Below are 18,143 nucleotides of genomic sequence, written 5' to 3'. Positions count from 1 at the left end.
TCACAGTGGGGTGGAGGTACAGCGCAATGCCGCGAGCGTCAGGGGAGAGGGCGCGCCGCACGGCCGTCGTCGGCAGTGGAGTGGCGGGACTGACCGCCGCGTACGTACTCGGCCGCGAACACCGCGTCACCCTCTACGAGGCCGACGACCGCCTCGGCGGGCACGCCCACACCCACGACCTGACGGCGACCGACGGCCGTGTCCACCGGGTCGATTCGGGCTTCATCGTGCACAACCGCCGCACCTACCCGAACCTGTTGCGCCTCTTCGACGAACTCGGGGTCGCCACCCAGGAGTCGGAGATGAGCATGTCGGTACGGTGCGAGGGTTGCGGCCTGGAGTACGCCGGTGCCCGCGGCCCCGCCGGACTGCTCGCCCGCCCGCGCAACGCCCTGCACGGTCCCTACCTGCGCATGCTCGCCCAGGTGCCGCGGTTCCACCGGGCCGCCCGCAGGTTGCTCACCGAGGACGCCGACCGGGCCCTGACACTCGGTGGCTTCCTGGACCGCGAGGGCTTCTCGCCGTACTTCCGCGCCCACTTCATGACGCCCGTCGTCTCCGCCGTCTGGTCCTGCGACGCCGCCACCGCCCTCCGCTACCCGGCCGCCTACCTGTTCCGCTTCCTGCACCACCACGGCATGCTCGCCGTCGGCGGCTCCCCGGTGTGGCGCACGGTCACCGGCGGATCCCGCTCCTACGTCGACCGGATCGCGGAGCGGCTGCCCGACGTGCGCACCGCCACCCCGGTCCGCACGGTGACCCGGCACGCGGACGGCGTCGACGTCACCGCCGCCGACGGCACCACCGACACCTACGACCACCTCGTGGTCGCCGTCCACCCGGACCAGGCACTGGAGTTGCTGGCCGACCCCACGCCCGACGAGAAGGAGGTCCTCGGCGCCTTCCGGTACTCCCGCAACGCCACCCTCCTGCACACCGACACGGCCCTGCTGCCCCGCTCGCGCGGAGCGCGTTCCTCCTGGAACTACCTCATGCCGGCGTGTGACGCGGGCGCCGACCGGGTGCGGGTCAGCTACGACATGAACCGGCTGCAGCGCCTCGACGCCGCCGACACCTACGTCGTCACGCTCGGCGGCGAGGACCGCGTCGACCCCGCCCGGGTACTGGCCCGCATGACCTACGAACACCCCGTCTACACCCCCGAGTCGGTGGCCGCCCAGCGCCGCCTGCCCGAACTACGCACCCCGGTCACGGCCTACGCCGGCGCCTACCACGGCTGGGGGTTCCACGAGGACGGCTGCCGTTCGGGGGTGGCGGCCGCCGCGGCCCTCGGAGTCACCTGGTGATCCCCGCCCCCACGGCACGACCCGGCCTCTACCCGTGCGAGATCAGGCACATACGCCTCGACCCGATCCGGTACACGCTGCGCCACCGCACCTACATGTGGCTCATCGACCTCGACCACCTGCCCCAACTCCCGCGCCCGCTGCGCCCGCTGGCCGGCTTCCGGGCCCGCGACCACTTCGCCGGGGACGCCCCCTCACTGCGCGAGGGCCTGGAGCGCTTCCTCGCCACCCGCGGCGTCGACCTGGAGGGCGGCAGGGTGCTCGTGCTCACGCACGCCCGTGTCCTCGGGTACGTCTTCAACCCGCTGACCCTGTACTGGTGCCACGGCCCCGACGGCACCCCGCGCTGCGTGGTCGCCGAGGTCCACAACACCTACGGCGAACGCCACGCCTACCTGCTCGACCCCGACGAGGCGGGTGTCGCGCACGTCGACAAGGAGTTCTACGTCTCGCCGTTCAACCCGGTCGACGGCGCTTACCACATGCGCCTCCCGCTGCCCGCGGACCGCCTCGACCTGACCGTACGCCTGGACCGGCCCGGCACCCGGCCGTTCACCGCGACCGTACGAGGCACCCGGCGCGAGGCGACCCCGGCCGCCCTCCTGCGGCTGGCGCTGCGGCACCCCTGGTCGACCCTCGCGGTGTCGGCCGGTATCCGCAGGCACGGAATCCGCCTCTACCTGCGCGGCCTGCCCGTCCGGCCGCGCCCGAGTCACCGCACCACGGAGAAGGCATCATGACCGCAACCCATCCACGTCCCGCCGCCGAGCCCCAGGTCACGGGAGGCCGCGGCGCCCCGGTCGACCCACACCGCTGGCCCGACGTCGCCGCCCCGCCCCGGACCTCCGGGCTCCGCCGCGCCACCGCCGCAGCCGTCGTACGCCGCGCCCTGCACCGGCTGCCGCTGCGGGTCAGGTTCGCCGACGGTGAGACCGTCGGGCTCGGCGGTCCGCTGGTGGAGGTCCACGACCCCGACGCCTTCCACGGGCGGATCGGCGCCCAGGGCCTGATCGGCTTCGGCGAGTCCTACATGGCCGGCGAGTGGGACGCCCCGGACCTGGTCGGCGCCCTCACCGTGCTCGCCGCCCACGCCGCCGACCTGATCCCCGCCCCGCTCCAGCGGCTGCGCGGCCTGTGGCACCAGCGGCAGCCCGCCGCCCGGCGCAACACGCCTCAGGGCGCGCGGGACAACATCAGCAGCCACTACGACCTGTCCAACGACCTGTTCGCCCTCTTCCTGGACGACACCCTCAGCTACTCCTCCGCCGTCTTCCTCGGCTTCCCGGCCCGCCGTGAGTCCCTCGTCGCCGCGCAGCAGCGCAAGATCGACCGGCTGCTCGACCTCGCCGAGGTCCGGGACGGCACCCGGCTCCTGGAGATCGGCACCGGCTGGGGCGAACTCGCCCTGCGCGCCGCCGCGCGCGGCGCCGACGTCACCTCCCTCACCCTCTCCCGCGAACAGCGCGACCGCGCCCTCGAACGCGCCCGCGAGGCGGGGCTCGCCGACCGGATCCGGGTCGAACTGCGCGACTACCGTGAGGAGAAGGGCACCTACGACGCGATCGTCAGCGTCGAGATGATCGAGGCCGTCGGCGCCGAGTTCTGGCCGGTCTACTTCCGCACCCTCGACGAGCGCCTCGCCCCCGGCGGCCGGGCCGCCCTCCAGGCCATCACCATGCCGCACGACCGCATGCTCGCCGCCCGCCACACCCACACCTGGATCCAGAAGTACGTCTTCCCCGGCGGCCTGATCCCCTCCACCGACGCGATGGAGGGGACGGTCCGCGACCACACCGGCCTGCGCGTCGCCCGCCGCGACGGCTTCGGCGCGCACTACGCCGAGACGCTGCGGCTGTGGCGGGAGCGGTTCACCGAGCGCGCCGACGAGGTGGACGCCCTCGGCTTCGACGCGACCTTCCGGCGGCTGTGGACCTTCTACCTCGCCTACTCCGAGGCCGGCTTCCGCGCCGCCTACCTCGACGTCCAGCAGTACCTGTTCACCAAGGAGCACCCCGCCCGATGAGTACCGTCCGCACCACCAGGCCCGGCGCCGCGCACCGGCTCGCCGCGCTCGTCGAGGACGCGCTCGGCGGCCCCCTTCCCGTCCGGCTGCGCGCCTGGGACGGCTCCGAGACCGGCCCCGCCGACGGCCCCGCGGTCGTCGTCCGCTCCCGGCGCGCCCTGCGCCGCCTGCTGTGGCAGCCCGGCGAACTGGGCCTGGCCCAGGCCTACGTCACCGGTGAACTGGACGTCGACGGTGACCTGGCCGACGGCCTGCGCCGGATGTGGGCGGCCACCCGCGAGCGCCTGCTGCACCCGCCCCGCCTCTCCCTCGCCGACCGGGCCCGCGCGGCGGGCACCGCCGTCCGTCTCGGCGCCGTCGGCCCGCGCCCCGCGACGCCCGCCTCCCAGGCCCGGCTGCGCGGCGGCCTGCACACCAAGTCCCGCGACCGCGCCGCCATCAGCCACCACTACGACCTCTCCAACGACTTCTACCGCCTCCTCCTCGACGAGACCATGGCCTACTCGTGCGGGGTGTGGACGGACGGGTCCACCGACGCGGACGCCGCCGACGCCCAGCGCGCCAAACTGGAGCTGATCTGCCGCAAGCTGGGCCTCACGGCCGGCTCACGCCTGCTCGACATCGGCTGCGGCTGGGGCTCGCTCACCCTCTACGCAGCCGAACAGCACAAGGCGCAGGTCACCGCCGTCACCCTCGCCGAGGAGCAGGCGGCACACGTCCGCGAACAGGTACGGGAGCGCGGCCTGGAGGACCGGGTGGAGGTCGTCTGCCAGGACTACCGCGACATCACCGGAGGGGGCTACGACGCCGTCTCCACCATCGAGATGGGCGAGCACGTCGGGGACGCCGAGTACCCCGCCTTCGCCGCCGCGCTGCACCGCAGGGTCCGCCCCGAGGGACGCGTCCTGGTCCAGCAGATGTCCCGGGGACGCAACGCGCCCGGCGGCGGCGCCTTCATCGAGGCGTACATCGCCCCCGACATGCACATGCGCCCCCTCGGCGAGACGGTCCAGCTCCTGGAGGACGCCGGTCTCGAAGTGCGCCACGTCGAGTCCCTGCGCGAGCACTACGTCCGCACGGTCGCCGCGTGGGAGCACACCCTCGAGGACCGCTGGGACGAGTTCGTCGCGCTGGTCGGCGAGGAGACCGCGCGGGTGTGGCGGCTCTACCTGGTGGGCGGCGCGCTCGCCTTCGAGCAGCGGCGGATGGGCGTCGACCAGATCCTGAGCGTCCGGCCCACCGCCGAGGGCGTCAGCGGCATGCCCGCCACGCCGGGGGAGTGGTACGAGGGGCTGGAGCGCCCGTGAGCGGCTTCCCGTGGGGCGCGTTCGCCATCGGTCTCGGCTGGGCCGCGGCGGCCGCGCTCGTCGTCATGCTGGCCACCTTCGCCGTCGCCGTACGCAAGGGCATGCACCGGGTGGTGGACGTGGCCTGGGGAATCGGCTTCGCCGCCGTCACCGTCGTGACCTGCGTGGTCGCGGCGGCGGCCGGGGAGGGCGACGCGGGCCGCCAGACACTGGTGGAGGTCCTCACCGTCGTGTGGGGCCTGCGGCTGGCCGCGCACATCGCGCGGCGCGGCCGGGGGCACGGCGAGGACCCGCGCTACGACGCGATGCTCGCCAAGGCCCCGGGCAACCGGAACTTGTACGCCCTGCGCATGGTCTACCTGCTCCAGGGCGCCCTGGTATGGCTGGTGTCGCTGCCGGTGCAGGCCGCCGCATACGGGCCGGGGCCGCTGTCGGTCCTGGCCTGGGCCGGAGCGGTCGTGTGGGCCGTGGGGCTGGCCTTCGAGGCCGTGGGGGACGCCCAGCTGGCCCGGTTCAAGGCCGACCCGGGCAACCGGGGGCGCATCATGGACCGCGGCCTGTGGAGCTGGACCCGGCACCCCAACTACTTCGGTGACTTCTGCGTCTGGTGGGGCCTGTTCCTGGTCGCCTGCGACGCGGGCCTCGCTGCCGCCGCGGTGTCCGTCGTCTCTCCGCTGGTGATGACGTACCTGCTGATCGGCGGCAGCGGGAAGCGGTTGCTCGAGCGGCACATGGCCGACCGGCCGGGATGGGCCGAGTACGCCGCGCGCACCAGCGGCTTCTTCCCGGCTCCGCCGCGCCGGTCCGGTTCCGCTTAGGAGCCGACCCGTGACGGGGGTGGGGGCTGCGGTCCCCACCCCCGTCACGCCGGCATGCTCAGCAGCGCGATCGGGTCGGAGGTCGGCTGCTTCGACCCGCCGGCCGGCTCGACCGTGATGCCCACGCCCGCCGCACCGTCGACGGCACCCTCCATCAGCACCGCCTGACTGGTGCTGCCCGGATCCATGAGGCCCGCCGGGCGCATCGTGCCGTGGTCGTCGAACCAGAGCTGGTACACCTTGCCGCTCGGCGGCTCGGCCATGCCCGAGGCCAGGAACACCGCCCGGCCCTGCCTCTCCGACACGACCAGCGTCCCGCTCGCCCCGTCGGCCAGTCGCGCCGTACGGGACTCGGCGTCCGGCGCGGCCAGCACTCCGGCCAGCGTCTCGGCCCGTCGCTCGGCCCGCGCGGCTCGCTCCCCGGCATCCTGGGCACGCTCGTACTGCCACACGGCCGTGCCGCCGAGCCCCACCGCGGCGGCCACGCAGGCGGCCAGCGCCCACCGGGCGAGTCCGCGCCACCGGGGCACCGCGCGGCGCGCCTTCACCGCCGTGCCGCCGCCCGGCGGCACCTGGCGCACGGTGGTGACGCGGTGCAGCACCCGGTCCCTGAGCGCGGGAGCGGGGACGACGGTCGCGGCCAGTCCCAGCCGGGCCGTCGCGGCGGCGAACTCCCGGGTCTCCTGCTCGCAGGCGGTGCAGTGCGCCAGATGGCGTTCGAAGGCGTCCCGCTCGTCGTCGGGCAGCGCGTGCAGGGCGTAGGCGCCGGTCAGGCTGTGCAGGTCCTCGGTGCGCATCACGCGCTCACCCCCAGGCAGTCGCGGAGCCGGATGAGACCGTCGCGCAGCCGCGTCTTGACCGTGCCCAGCGGCACCGCCAGGGCCTCGGCCACCTGCCGGTAGGTCAGGCCGCGGTAGTAGGCGAGGGTGACGGACTGGCGCTGGATCTCGGTCAGGGTGCGCAGACAGCGCCGCACCTGCTCCCGCTCCAGCCGGGTCTCCACCTGCTCGGTCACCTCGTCGTACTCGGGCGTCCGGTCGAGCAGTGCGGCCCTGTGGTCGCGGGCCGCGGCGGCCTCCACCGACCGCACTCGGTCCACGGCCCGCCGGTGGGCCAGGGTCAGGATCCAGTTGACCACCGTGCCGCGCTCGGGCCGGTAACGGGGCGCCGTGCGCCACACCTCCACCAGCACCTCCTGGGCGACCTCCTCCGACTGCGCCCGGTCGCGCAGGACCGCCCGGACGACCCCGAGCACGGACCCCGCCACCGCGTCGTACACGGCGGCGAAGGAGTCCTGGTCGCCCAGGGCCACCTCACGGATGAGCTGTTGCAGATCGGGCTGGGCCGATGGGTTTCTGCCGATGTGTACGGCTTCCTTCACGACGGTTGCTCCAAAAGAACGCGACGGGCGGGGATGTCCCCGCGTAATCCGAGGCCACGCGGCCCGCGGATTGGTCACGGGCTGTGCGGAACCGCGATGACTTCGTCCGACGCACACCTTCGCACGGGCGACACGGGTATAGTGGCCGCGTTCGCGTTCGATCGGGCTCCATGGGGAGCGGGAGGACAGGGAGGTGAGGTTGATGACCGTGCTCGACGCCGTCCTGCGTGACGCCCGGATGTCCCTCGCGGTCTCCCACGCGTCCCGAGCGGCGGCCTGACCCCGCATCCCTCGAACGCACTCCAGAAACGGATCTCCGTCTCGTCATGTCTTCTTCCCGACCTTCGTGGAACACCCGCGCCGAGACCGGCGCCGACGTCCCCCTCATCCGCGACATCGTCCGCGCCGCCTTCCCCACCCCGGAAGAGGCCGCCCTCGTCGACGCGCTGCGCGCCGACGCCGGGGCGTGGATCGAGGGTCTGTCCCTCGTCGCGGTGGACGACACCGACCGCCCGGTCGGCCACGCGCTGCTGACCCGCTGCCACATCGGGGACAGCCCCGCGCTGTGCCTGGCACCCGTCGCCGTCCGTCCCGCGCACCAGAACAGCGGTGCCGGTACGGCGGCCGTCCGGGCCGCGCTCGAAGCGGCCGAACGGCTCGGCGAGCACCACGTCGTCGTCCTCGGGCACCCGGAGTACTACCCCCGCTTCGGCTTCACCCGGGCCTCCGCCCACGGCATCGGGCTGACCATCGACGTCCCGGACGAGGCCCTGATGGCCCTCACCCTGGACGCCGCCCACCCGCTGCCGGCCGGCACCGTCCGGTACGCGGCACCGTTCGGCATCTGATCCGACCCGCCGGGTGGCGGCGGGAGGCTCTCCCGCCGCCACCCGGCACTTTTCTCGGCGCAACCCCTTGACCCGACGGCCGCGGTCCCTCACATTGCTTGTTAATGCGCATTAGGTAATGCGCATTAACGCGACGGAGGGGAGCAGTGGTGGCGAAGGAAGCCGCAGGGCGGGCGAGGCCGGGGCGGACCCCTGCGCCGGCCGGGCGGCGGGCCCGGCCGAGGCAGGCGGAGGTCGCCAGGCTCGCCGGTGTCTCGCAGGCGACGGTGTCCCTGGTGCTGTCCGGACGCGACATCGCGACGGGCCGGCCGATCTCGGCGGAGACCCGCGCCAAGGTCCTGGACGCCGCCCACAGCCTCGGCTACGTCCCCGACCCGGCCGCCAGCCGGCTCGCCGCCGCCCGCAACAACCTGCTCGGCGTCTTCAGCTTCACCGCGACCTTCCCGACCGACGTCCGGCACTCGTACTACCCCTTCCTCGTCGGCGTGGAGCAGGAGGCCGCGGCGCAGGGCTACGACCTGGTGCTGTTTACCGGGTCGAGCACCGGGGGAGCGGGCGCCGGGGGCGCGGGCGCGCTCAACCGGGTGCGGCTGGCGGACGGCTGCCTCTTCCTGGGCCGCCACGCCCCCGCGGACGAGCTGCGCCGACTGGTCGCCGACGACTTCCCCGTCGTCCACGTCGGCCGGCGCGACGAGCCCGAGGGTCTCGCCTGGGTGGGCGCCGACTACGTCAGCGCGAGCCGCGAGGTCGTCACCGCGCTCGCCGGACTCGGTCACCGGCGCGTCCTGCTCGTCCGCGAGGACGACGACGCCCCCGCCTCCACCGACCGTGAACGCGGCTTCCTCGACGGGCTCGTGGGCAGCGGCCTGCCCGCCGGTCCCGGCGCCGTCTTCCGTACTGGCGACCCGGGCGGCGACCTCACCGCCGACCGGGTCCGCGCCTGGGTGGCCGAGGGTGTCACCGCCTTCGTCGCCGAGGAGACCGACACCGGGGCCGCCTGGCGGGCCCTGCGCGCCGCCGTCGACGCCGCGGGCCTGGACTGCCCCGGCCAGGTGTCGCTCGCGCTGCTCGGCAGCCCGCCCGCCGACCTCGCGGACGAACCGGCGCCGATGGGCTTCGACATCCCGCGCCCCGCGTTGGGCGCCGAGGCCGTACGGCTGCTCGCCGCCCGCATCGCCGGACGGCCCGCCGAGGGCACCCTCGTGGCCTGCGCCTTCCGGCCGGGCGCCACCGCGGGCCCACCGCCCGCCCCCTGAACCCACCGCACCCCACAGCACCGACCGCACCACCTAAGGAGCAGCAGCGTGATACCGGAACCCGACATCCTCGTCGTCGGCGGCGGCCTCGGCGGCGTCGCCGCGGCGCTCGCCGCCTGCCGGGCCGGCCGCAGCGTCGTCCTGACCGAGGAGACGGACTGGATCGGCGGCCAGCTCACCAGCCAGGCCGTGCCGCCCGACGAGCACCCGTGGGTCGAACAGTTCGGCACCACCGCCGCCTACCGGCGCCTGCGCGAGGGCATCCGCCAGTACTACCGCCAGTGGTACCCCCTGCGTGCCGAGGCCGCCGCCCTCACCGACCTCAACCCGGGCGCGGGCCGGGTCAGCAAGCTCTGCCACGAGCCGCGCGTCGCCCTCGCCGTCCTGGAGGGCATGCTCGCCCCGCACCGGGCCGCCGGACGGCTCACCGTCCTCACCGAGCACCGGCCGGTGGCCGCCGAGGCCGACAACGATGTCGTGCGCGCCGTCACCCTGGAGGACCTCCGCGACGGCTCCCGCCGCACCGTCCCCGCCCGCTACGTGCTGGACGCCACCGAGACCGGCGAACTGCTCCACCTCGCCGGCGTCGAGCACGTCAACGGCGCCGAGTCCCGGGCCGAGTTCGACGAACCGCACGCCCCCGATCAGGCCCAGCCGGGCAACCAGCAGGGCATCACCGTCTGCTTCGCCCTCTCCCACCACGAGGGCGAGGACCACACCATCGACCGTCCCGCCGACTACGACTTCTGGCGCGACTACAAGCCCGACTTCTGGCCGGGACCGCTGCTCGGCTTCGAGGCACCCGACCCGCGCACCCTGGAACCGGTGCCGCGCACCTTCGAACCCAACCCGGACCTCGACCCGCTGGCCGTCAGCGCCGACCAGAGCGCGGACGCGGGCGACAAGGAGCTGTGGGGCTTCCGCCGCATCCTCGCCCGCAAGCTGCACACCGACGGCGCCTTCGACTCCGACATCACCCTCGTCAACTGGCCGCTCAACGACTACTGGCTGAAGCCCTACATCGGCCAGGAGGCCGAAGCCCTCCGCGAGGCACGGCAGTTGTCCCTGTCGGTGCTGTACTGGCTGCAGACCGAGGCGCCCCGCACCGACGGTGGCACCGGCTTCCCCGGCCTGCGCCCGCGCCCCGATGTGACCGGCACCCCCGACGGCCTCGCCAAGGCGGCCTATGTCCGCGAGTCCCGCCGGATCAAGGCCGTCACCACCGTCACCGAGCACGACGTCTCCATCGACCTGCTCGGCCCCTACGGCCGCACCCGCCACCGCGACTCCGTGGGCGTCGGCAACTACCGCATCGACCTGCACCCCTCCACCGGCGGCGACGGCTACGTCGACATCGGCTCCGTGCCCTTCGAGATCCCGCTCGGCGCGCTCGTGCCGCGCCGGGTGCGCAACCTGCTGCCGGCCGGCAAGAACCTCGGCACCACCCACATCACCAACGGCTGCTACCGCCTGCACCCGGTGGAGTGGAACGTCGGCGAGGTCGCCGGAGCCCTCGCCGCCCACTGCCTCGCCGAGGACGTCGAGCCGCACCAGGTGCAGTCCGAGGACAAGAGGTTCGAGGAGTTCGCCAAGGTGCTCGACCGCGACGGCGTACAGCGTCACTGGCCCGACGTCAGGGGCTACTGAACGACCCCGCTCGGGACGGGAGTTCGGGCGGGGCAGCACCACCTGCCCCGCCCGGTGACCGCCCGCGCGTGGACCGACCCAGCACAAGGAGGTGCCCGGACATGACCACCCACCGCATCCGCGTCGGCATCGACGTGGGCGGAACCTTCACCGACGCCGTGGCGGTCGACGCCACGACGCTCCGGCTCGTGGGCCAGGTGAAGGTCCCCACGAGCCACCATCACGAGGACGGTGTCGCGCACGGCATCGTCGAGGCGCTGGACCGGCTGCTGACGCAGACCGGACACGCACCCGCCGACGTGGCCTTCCTGGCACACGGCACGACCCAGGCTACCAACGCCCTGCTGGAGGGCGACGTCGCCACCGTCGGCCTGCTCGGCATCGGCACCGGTGCCGGGACGTACTTCACCCGCAGGCTCGCCACCCTCGCCAAGCTCGAACTCACCCCCGGCAAACGGCTCCCGCTGCACTACGCCCATGTGCCCGACCCCGAGGACGCCCCCGCCGTACGGGCCGCCGTCGAACAGCTCACGGAGGCGGGCGCCCAGGCCCTGGTCGCCAGCGAGCCCTTCGGCGTCGACCGGCCCGAGGGCGAGGAGGCGGTCGCCGAGGCGGCCCGCACCACCGGCCTGCCGACCACCGCCGCGCACGAGATCACCTCCCTGTACGGGCTGCGCAAACGCACCCGCACCGCCGTCGTCAACGCGGCGATCCTGCCGCGCATGCTGGCTACCGCCGACCTCGTCGACGCCTCCATCACCAAGGCGGGCGTCACCGCGCCGCTGATGGTGATGCGCTGCGACGGGGGAGTGATGTCCCTGGACGAGATGCGCCGCAGGCCCCTGCTGACCGTGCTGTCCGGTCCGGCCGCCGGTGTCGCCGGCGCGCTGATGCAGGAACGCGTCAGCGAGGGCGTGTTCCTGGAGACCGGCGGCACCTCCACCGACATCAGCGTCGTCAAGCGCGGCAAGGTCGCGGTGCGGCACGCCGTGCTGCTCGGGCAGACCTCCTACCTCAACGCCCTGGACGTCCGCACCGTCGGCGTCGGCGGCGGCTCCATGGTCCGCGTCTCCGGCGGCCGGGTCACCGGCACCGGACCGCGCAGCGCGCACATCGCCGGGCTGCCGTACGCCTGTTACGCCGACCCGGCCGACCTGCGGGACGCCAGGCTGACCACCATCAGCCCGCTGCCCGGCGACCCCGCCGACTACGCCGTCCTGGACGCGGCCGGCGGCCGGTTCGCCCTCACCATGACCTGCGCCGCCAACGCGCTCGGCCGGGTCCCCGAGGGCGACTTCGCCCACGCCGACCCCGGCACCGCCCGCGCCGCGCTGGCCCCGCTCGCCGCCGCCCTCGGCACCGACGTGGACACCGCCGCCGCCCGGCTCCTGGACGCCGGCACCGACCAGGTGAAGTCCGTCGTGGACGACCTCGTACGCGAGTACCGGCTGGACACCGACACCGCCGTCCTGGTCGGCGGAGGCGGCGGCGCCGCCTCCGTCACCCCGCACCTGGCCGCCCGCACCGGCATCACCGGCCGCATCGCACAGCACAACGAGGTCATCAGCCCGATCGGCGTCGCCCTCGCCCTGGTCCGCGAACAGGTCGAGCGGATCGTGCCGGGCGCCACCCAGGAGCAGATCCTCGCCGTCCGCGCCGAGGCCGAGCGCGCCGTGGTCGAACAGGGCGCCGCCGCCGACGGCGTCGAGGTCGAGGTCACCGTCGACCCGCAGACCAACGTCGTACGCGCCATCGCCACCGGCGCCACCGAACTGCGCACCCAGGACCGGGCCCACCGCGCCGACGACGCCGAACGCCTGCGACTGGCCGCCACCAGCCTCAAGACCGACCCGTCGAAGGTGCACGTCTTCGCGGGCACCCCGGCCCACACCGTGTACGGCACCGCGGTCCGCCGACGCTTCCGGCCCGTCCGCCACCCGGTGCGGGTCGTCGACGCCGACGGGGTGGTCCGCCACCACGCGCCGGACGCCCGGGTCGAGGCGACCACCGTCGCCGCCGCCCCAGAGGTGCTGGCCAAGCTGGTCGCCGAGCACACCTCCTACGGCGACGGAGGCGTCCGCGCCCCCGCCGTACGGCTGCTGCTCGGCTCCCGCATCGCCGACCTCTCCGGCGTCCTGGACCCGCAGCCGCTGCTCGCCCTCGCCCGCAGTGAACTGCGCTCCCGCGCCGCCGACGAACCGGTGGTCGCCGTACTGGAGGTGCGCGAATGACCGTCAAGGACGCCCCCGCGCGGGCGGACCTCGCCGCCACCGACGACATCGGGTGGGCGGTGCGGCTGCTGGCCGCCACCCCGACCCACGAGCACCGCGACCCGGAGCTGCTGCGCCGGTGGGCGCGGGCGGCCGACGCGTTCGGCTCCGCCCTCGCACCCGTCGCGTGCCGGGCGCGGATCGTGGAGCGCGACGGCGGCCTGGAACTCGGGCTGCTGGCCCGGTACACCTCCAGACCGCCCACCGTCGAGCTGTACACGGACACCATCGACCTCGCCGAACGGGTCGTCGACGCCCGCGGCTGGCGCGACTGGTACCCGCCCGGCTCAGTGCGGGCGGCCGCCCTCGCCCACGAGGCGGTGCACGTCCACCTCCACCACGGCCCCGCGAAGGCCGCCCTCAAGCGCGCCCTGGGCCACAGCGCCCTGCGCCTGGGCCGGCTGCGCGTCCCCGGCCATGTCGCCGGGGCCGAGGAGGTGGCCGCGCACGCCTACGCCCGCACCGTCTGCGGACTCGGCCGCAGCCCCCTGCTGCTGACCGCCGCCCTGGCCGCCGAGGCCGAGGCCCAGTCCGGCTCCGCGAACGGGAGCAACCCACCACCCGCACGTGACGCAAGAAGAGAGAACTGACCCATGGGTGTCGTCATCCTCCTCGTCATGGCGGCCGGCGTCGCCGCGATGCTCACCCGCAAGCTCCCCACCGCCTTCGCGCTGGTGCTGCTGGCCGTGGTCATCGCCTTCCTCTCCGGTGCGCCCCTGACGGGCAAGAACAGCGTTCTGGACACGGTGCTCCAGGAGGGCGCCCCGGCGCTCGCGGCGACGATGGTCGCCATCATCCTCGGCTCCTGGCTCGGCAAGCTGCTCGACGAGACCGGCATCGCCGGCACCCTCGTCCGCAAGATCGTCGAGTTCGGCGGCGACCGGCCCACCGTCGTCGCCCTCGGTGTCCTCGCCGTCTCGGCGCTCGTCGGCACCGTCACCGGCTCGGCACCGGCCGCGATGCTGGCCGGGATCATCGGCATCCCCGCGATGGTCGCGGTCGGCGTGCCCAAGGTGACCGCCGCGGGCACGGTGCTGATGGGCATCGCCGTCGGCGTCCCCTTCGAGCTGCCCGTCTGGCAGTTCTTCTCCACCGCGCTCGACCTGCCGGTCGACACCGTCCGCGGGTTCATGGTGAAGCTGTTCCCGTTCGCCCTGGTCGCCGCCGTCGCCTACGTCGTCGTCGAGAACCGGCGGCGCGGCACCGAGCACGCCTGGTCCCTCAAGTCGGTCTCCGCGCGCCCGGCCCCGCGCCGCGAACGCCTCGGCGACGCACCCTGGTACGCGCTGCTCGCGCCGGTGATCCCGCTGGTGCTGGCCCTCGGCCTGGAAGTGGCCATCATCCCCTCGATGCTGGCCGGTGTGCTCTACGCGCTGGTCACCACCACCCGGCCCGGCGAGATGAACAAGCGGCTGCTGCGCACCCTGTACGGCGGCTTCGAGGTGGCCGCGCCGCCGCTCGCCCTGTTCGTGGCGATCGGCATCCTGCTCGCCGCCGTCAAACTCCCCGGCGCGGTGGACGCGCTGGAGCCGCTGATGAAGGCGGTCAGCCCGCAGAACCCGGTGCTGTTCGTCATCGTCTTCACCGTGCTGGTGCCGCTGTGCCTGTACCGGGGCCCGCTCAACGTGTTCGGGCTCGGCGCCGGCATCGCGGGCGTCCTCATCGCCACCGGCATCTACCCGGCCGTCGCCGTCCTCGGCATGGCCACCTCGTACAACCAGGTCTTCGGCGTCGCCGACCCGACCAGCACCCAGACCGTGTGGGCAGCGCAGTACGCGGGCGTCAGCCCGCAGCAGGTCATGGTCCGCACCCTGCCCTACGTGTGGCTGGTCGCCCTCGGCGGCATGTGCGTCACCGCAGCCCTGTACCTGTGACATCCGTACGTGTGACATCCCCCCTCACCCAGGAGTCGACATGCACGAGCCCCACCTCGACCGCCGTCTGTTCCTGAAGGGCACGGCCGTCACCGGCGCCGCCCTCGCCCTGGGCGCCACCGCCGCGCCCACCGCCTCGGCCGCACCCGGCGGCTTCCCCGACTACACCTACGTCCGCACCCTGCTGACGCCGTCCAAGCTGGCCTACAACCCGACCGGCGAGATCATCTTCCCGACCGTCCGGGGCGTCTACGACCGGCTGCCCGCGAGCGGCCGGCTCGGCCGCTACTACCTCTACTACGCCCCGCACGACGCCCCCGGCGGTATCTGCCTGGCCTACGGCGACTCGCTGGAGGGCCCCTTCACGGAGTACCCGCACAACCCGATCGTCTCCAACAAGTGGTCGCCGCACTACTCCGTCAGCCACGTCTCCTCGCCGCACGTGATGTGGCACGCCGGGCGGAAGGAGATGTGGCTGTACTTCCACGGCGAGAACACCACGACCAGGCTCGCCCGTTCCGCCGACGGCATCCGCTTCACCTACGACAAGGTCGTGCTGAACACCTCGATGCTGCCCTCCGGCACCACCGAGACCTCCTACGCGCGGGTCTTCCCGCACGAACTGCCCTCGCGCGGCGCGCACTACGTCATGGTCTTCATGGTCAACAACACCACCAACCACCGCGACATCGGCTGGGGCTGGTCCGCCGACGGCCGCACCTGGACCTTCGCCCAGGAGCCCCTGGTGCGCCACAGCGACGTCGGCGCGGTCAACGTCGGCGGCCCGCACCTGCTGCACCGGAACAACAGCACGTACGTCGTCTACAACAAGGACAAGGAGAGCGGCGGCGACCTGATGATCACCGAGGTCGGCAACGACTTCTCCCGACGCGATCACCTCGGCGTGTTCTACAACTCCCGCGCCTCGGCGCCGGAGAACGGCCGTGCGGCGTCCCCGTCCTTCGGCACCGACCGCGGCGTCCCGTACATGATCTACGAGGCGGGGGAGCGGCTGGCCGGTTCGATCGCGATGGCACGGGGCTGACCCCTCCGTACGCCGCCGTACACGGCAGCGGGGCCGCACGTCCGGATCGGAGTGCGGCCCCGCTGTCTGCTCGCCGGGTGCCTCAGGCGACCGGCGCCGGGTCCTTGTCGGACGGCGCGGCGGGGCCGCCGTCGCCGGACTCCTCGGCCAGGCGCTCCATGCCGCTGGTGGTCTTCAGCGGCTTCTCCTTGATGAACACGACGGCGACCAGCGCGAGCACCGCGAACGGCGTGGCGATCAGGAACAGGTCGGCCGTGGCGACGGCGTAGGCGTGCTCGATGATCGTCCGCATCGGGGCGGGCAGCGCGGACATGTCCGGGACACTGCCCTCGCCCGAGCCGCCGCCACCGCCGGGGACGGTGACGCCCGCGTTGCTGAGCCCCTTGGCCGTCTCGCTGGCGACCCGGTTGGCGAGGATCGCGCCGAGGACGCTGACACCGATGGTGCCGCCCATGCTGCGGAAGAACGACAGCACGGAGGTCGCGGCGCCCAGGTCGGTGGCGGGCACGTCGTTCTGGGCGGCCAGCACCAGGTTCTGCATCAGCATGCCGACGCCGACACCCAGGACCGCCATGTAGAGGCTCAGCAGTCCGAAGCTGGTCTTCGCGTCGATCGTGGCCAGCAGCGCGAGGCCGACGGCCATGATCACCGCGCCCGCCACCAGGTACCGCTTCCACTTGCCGGTCCGGCTGATCACCTGTCCGGCGACGGTGGAGGACACCAGCAGGCCGAGGATCATCGGCAGGCTCATCAGACCCGCGACGGTCGGCGACTTGCCCAGGGAGATCTGGAAGTACTGGGAGAGGAAGACCGTCCCGCCGAACATGGCGACACCGACCAGGAGGCTGGCGACGGTGGTGAGGGTGACCGTGCGGTTCTTGAAGATGCCGAGCGGGATGACCGGCTCGGGGGTGCGGGCCTCGACGAACACCGCCGCGACCAGCAGCAGCACGCCGCCGACCGTGAGGGCAGCGGTCTGCCAGGACGCCCAGTCGAACTCGTTTCCGGCCAGCGACACCCAGATGAGCAGGGCGCAGACACCGGCGACGATGAGGAGGGCGCCGAGCCAGTCGATGCGCACCTCGCGCTTGACCGTGGGCAGGCGCAGGGTGCGCTGGAGCAGGGCGATGGCGAGCAGCGCGAACGGCACGCCGATGAAGAAGCACCAGCGCCAGCCCAGCCACGAGGTGTCCACCAGGACGCCGCCGACCAGCGGTCCGGCCACGGTGCCCACGGCGAAGACGGCACCGAAGATGCCGGCGTACTTGCCCAGCTGGCGCGGCGGGATGACGGAGGCCATCACGACCTGGGCCAGCGCGGTCAGACCGCCCGCGCCGATGCCCTGCACGACCCGGCTGAAGATCAGCAGCCCGACCCCGTGCGAGAAGCCGGCCAGCAGCGAGCCGACCACGAACATGCTCAGCGACAGCTGGAGCAGCAGCTTCTTGTTGAAGAGGTCGGACAGCTTGCCCCACAGGGGCACCGTCGCGGTCATCGCGAGCAGTTCGGAGGTGACGACCCAGGTGTAGGAGGACTGGCTGGCGCCCAGGTCGGCGATGATCGTGGGCAGCGCGTTGGCCACGACGGTGCCGGCCAGGATCGCGACGAACATGCCGGCCATCAGGCCCGACATGGCCTGGAGTATCTGCCGGTGGGTCATCGAGGTGGGAGGCGCGTCGGCGGGCGCCTGAGCAGCGGTCACGGCATCTCTTTCGTGTGGTGGGTCCTGGTGGGTCGCGAGCCCGGCGCGGAGGCTACGCGGAGGGTGCCGGGAGACCGGCGGCGAGGAGGGTGAACACCTCGTGGAAGACGTCGAGGAAGGCGGCTTCCTCCTGGTGGGCGGACCAGTGGTCCATGCTGGTGCGCACCGCGGCGCCCGCCACCGCGGCCAGCAGTCGCGGGTAGAGCCCGGGCCCGTCCCCGCCGGTGCCGCCGTCCCCGCGCAGGCGCAGGGCGATGGCGTCGGCCAGGTCGGCCTCGGCCGCCATGTGGGCCCCGACGCCGCGCGCCAGGAGGTGCGGCGAGGCGTGCAGGACCTCGGCGTGCAGCCGCCACAGCTCGTGCTGCTGTTCCGCCTCGGCCAGCTCCGCCGCCATGGCCTCGCGCAGGGCTGCCAGCGGGGAGAGATCGGCCGGGGCGTCGAGGACGGCACGCCGCATGCGTGCGCCCGCGTCCGCGTCGATGACCACGAAGGCGTCGTCGCGGCTGTCGAAGTAGTTGAAGAAGGTGCGCACGGACACCCCGGCGGCGGCGCTGATCGCCTCGACGGTGACCTTCTCCGCCCCGTGTTCGGCGGCGAGCCGTACCGCGGCCTCGGTCAGAGCGGCGCGCGTGGCCCGCTTCTTCCGCTCCCGCAGACCGCCCCCC

16 protein-coding genes are annotated in these 18,143 nt (G+C 73.6%); 12 read left to right on the top strand and 4 right to left on the bottom strand.

From position 1 onward, the window contains the following. Positions 1-26: 26 nt before the first annotated feature. The 5 genes from K7854_RS33330 to K7854_RS33310 are packed head-to-tail and all read left to right on the top strand — an operon-like array spanning position 27 to position 5,455. Complete coding sequence (locus tag K7854_RS33330; RefSeq protein ID WP_226030289.1) at positions 27-1,307, top strand: NAD(P)/FAD-dependent oxidoreductase; 1,281 nt, start codon at positions 27-29, stop codon at positions 1,305-1,307. Further along, the gene (locus tag K7854_RS33325) at positions 1,304-2,047 is read left to right on the top strand and encodes a DUF1365 domain-containing protein (RefSeq protein ID WP_226030288.1); all 744 of its coding nucleotides are present in this window, start codon (positions 1,304-1,306) and stop codon (positions 2,045-2,047) included. The genes K7854_RS33330 and K7854_RS33325 overlap by 4 nt, the downstream gene beginning before the upstream one ends. Continuing rightward, a complete protein-coding gene (locus tag K7854_RS33320) occupies positions 2,044-3,330 on the top strand; it encodes an SAM-dependent methyltransferase (RefSeq protein WP_226030287.1) in 1,287 nt (428 codons plus the stop codon). The genes K7854_RS33325 and K7854_RS33320 overlap by 4 nt, the downstream gene beginning before the upstream one ends. After that, the gene (locus K7854_RS33315) at positions 3,327-4,637 is read left to right on the top strand and encodes an SAM-dependent methyltransferase (protein ID WP_226030286.1); all 1,311 of its coding nucleotides are present in this window, start codon (positions 3,327-3,329) and stop codon (positions 4,635-4,637) included. The genes K7854_RS33320 and K7854_RS33315 overlap by 4 nt, the downstream gene beginning before the upstream one ends. After that, complete coding sequence (locus K7854_RS33310; protein ID WP_226030285.1) at positions 4,634-5,455, top strand: DUF1295 domain-containing protein; 822 nt, start codon at positions 4,634-4,636, stop codon at positions 5,453-5,455. The genes K7854_RS33315 and K7854_RS33310 overlap by 4 nt, the downstream gene beginning before the upstream one ends. Before the next feature lie 44 nt (positions 5,456-5,499). Here the strand turns inward: K7854_RS33310 and K7854_RS33305 are convergent, their stop codons facing one another. Together K7854_RS33305 and K7854_RS33300 are read right to left on the bottom strand one after the other, a co-directional pair. Next, positions 5,500-6,252, bottom strand: a complete 753-nt coding sequence (locus K7854_RS33305) for an anti-sigma factor (protein ID WP_226030284.1) — start codon at positions 6,250-6,252, stop codon at positions 5,500-5,502. Beyond that, positions 6,252-6,836, bottom strand: a complete 585-nt coding sequence (locus tag K7854_RS33300) for a sigma-70 family RNA polymerase sigma factor (protein ID WP_226030283.1) — start codon at positions 6,834-6,836, stop codon at positions 6,252-6,254. The genes K7854_RS33305 and K7854_RS33300 overlap by 1 nt, the downstream gene beginning before the upstream one ends. A 326-nt stretch (positions 6,837-7,162) precedes the next feature. Between K7854_RS33300 and K7854_RS33295 the strand changes: the two genes are divergently transcribed. From K7854_RS33295 to K7854_RS33265, 7 genes are all read left to right on the top strand, one after another. Then, positions 7,163-7,684, top strand: a complete 522-nt coding sequence (locus K7854_RS33295; RefSeq protein ID WP_226030282.1) for a GNAT family N-acetyltransferase — start codon at positions 7,163-7,165, stop codon at positions 7,682-7,684. A 146-nt stretch (positions 7,685-7,830) separates the two neighbouring features. Beyond that, positions 7,831-8,940 carry a LacI family DNA-binding transcriptional regulator gene (locus K7854_RS33290; protein WP_226030281.1) on the top strand — a complete coding sequence of 370 codons (1,110 nt, stop codon included), beginning with the start codon at positions 7,831-7,833 and terminating at the stop codon, positions 8,938-8,940. A 48-nt stretch (positions 8,941-8,988) separates the two neighbouring features. Continuing rightward, complete coding sequence (locus K7854_RS33285) at positions 8,989-10,587, top strand: FAD-dependent oxidoreductase (RefSeq protein ID WP_226030280.1); 1,599 nt, start codon at positions 8,989-8,991, stop codon at positions 10,585-10,587. Positions 10,588-10,688: 101 nt separating this feature from the next. Beyond that, the gene (locus tag K7854_RS33280) at positions 10,689-12,818 is read left to right on the top strand and encodes a hydantoinase/oxoprolinase family protein (protein WP_226030279.1); all 2,130 of its coding nucleotides are present in this window, start codon (positions 10,689-10,691) and stop codon (positions 12,816-12,818) included. Beyond that, on the top strand, positions 12,815-13,447 hold the full coding sequence (locus tag K7854_RS33275) for a hypothetical protein (RefSeq protein ID WP_226030278.1): 633 nt from the start codon (positions 12,815-12,817) through the stop codon (positions 13,445-13,447). Before K7854_RS33280 ends, K7854_RS33275 begins: the two co-directional genes overlap by 4 nt. Before the next feature lie 3 nt (positions 13,448-13,450). Then, a complete protein-coding gene (locus tag K7854_RS33270) occupies positions 13,451-14,731 on the top strand; it encodes a TRAP transporter large permease subunit (protein WP_226030277.1) in 1,281 nt (426 codons plus the stop codon). 40 nt (positions 14,732-14,771) lie between these two features. Beyond that, on the top strand, positions 14,772-15,776 hold the full coding sequence (locus tag K7854_RS33265; RefSeq protein WP_226030276.1) for a twin-arginine translocation signal domain-containing protein: 1,005 nt from the start codon (positions 14,772-14,774) through the stop codon (positions 15,774-15,776). Positions 15,777-15,858: 82 nt separating this feature from the next. On the opposite strand, the gene K7854_RS33260 is transcribed toward K7854_RS33265, so the two are convergent. Beyond that, a complete protein-coding gene (locus tag K7854_RS33260; protein WP_226030301.1) occupies positions 15,859-17,436 on the bottom strand; it encodes an MDR family MFS transporter in 1,578 nt (525 codons plus the stop codon). Positions 17,437-17,530: 94 nt separating this feature from the next. Beyond that, the coding region (locus K7854_RS33255) for a TetR/AcrR family transcriptional regulator (RefSeq protein ID WP_226030275.1) at positions 17,531-18,143 on the bottom strand (613 nt) is incomplete at its 5' end.

Origin of the sequence: Streptomyces hyderabadensis, assembly GCF_020404845.1 — a bacterium.
GTDB lineage: Bacteria > Actinomycetota > Actinomycetes > Streptomycetales > Streptomycetaceae > Streptomyces > Streptomyces hyderabadensis.
The sequence above is the reverse complement of the archived record's forward strand: the minus strand, read 5'-3'. Positions and strand labels throughout refer to the sequence as shown.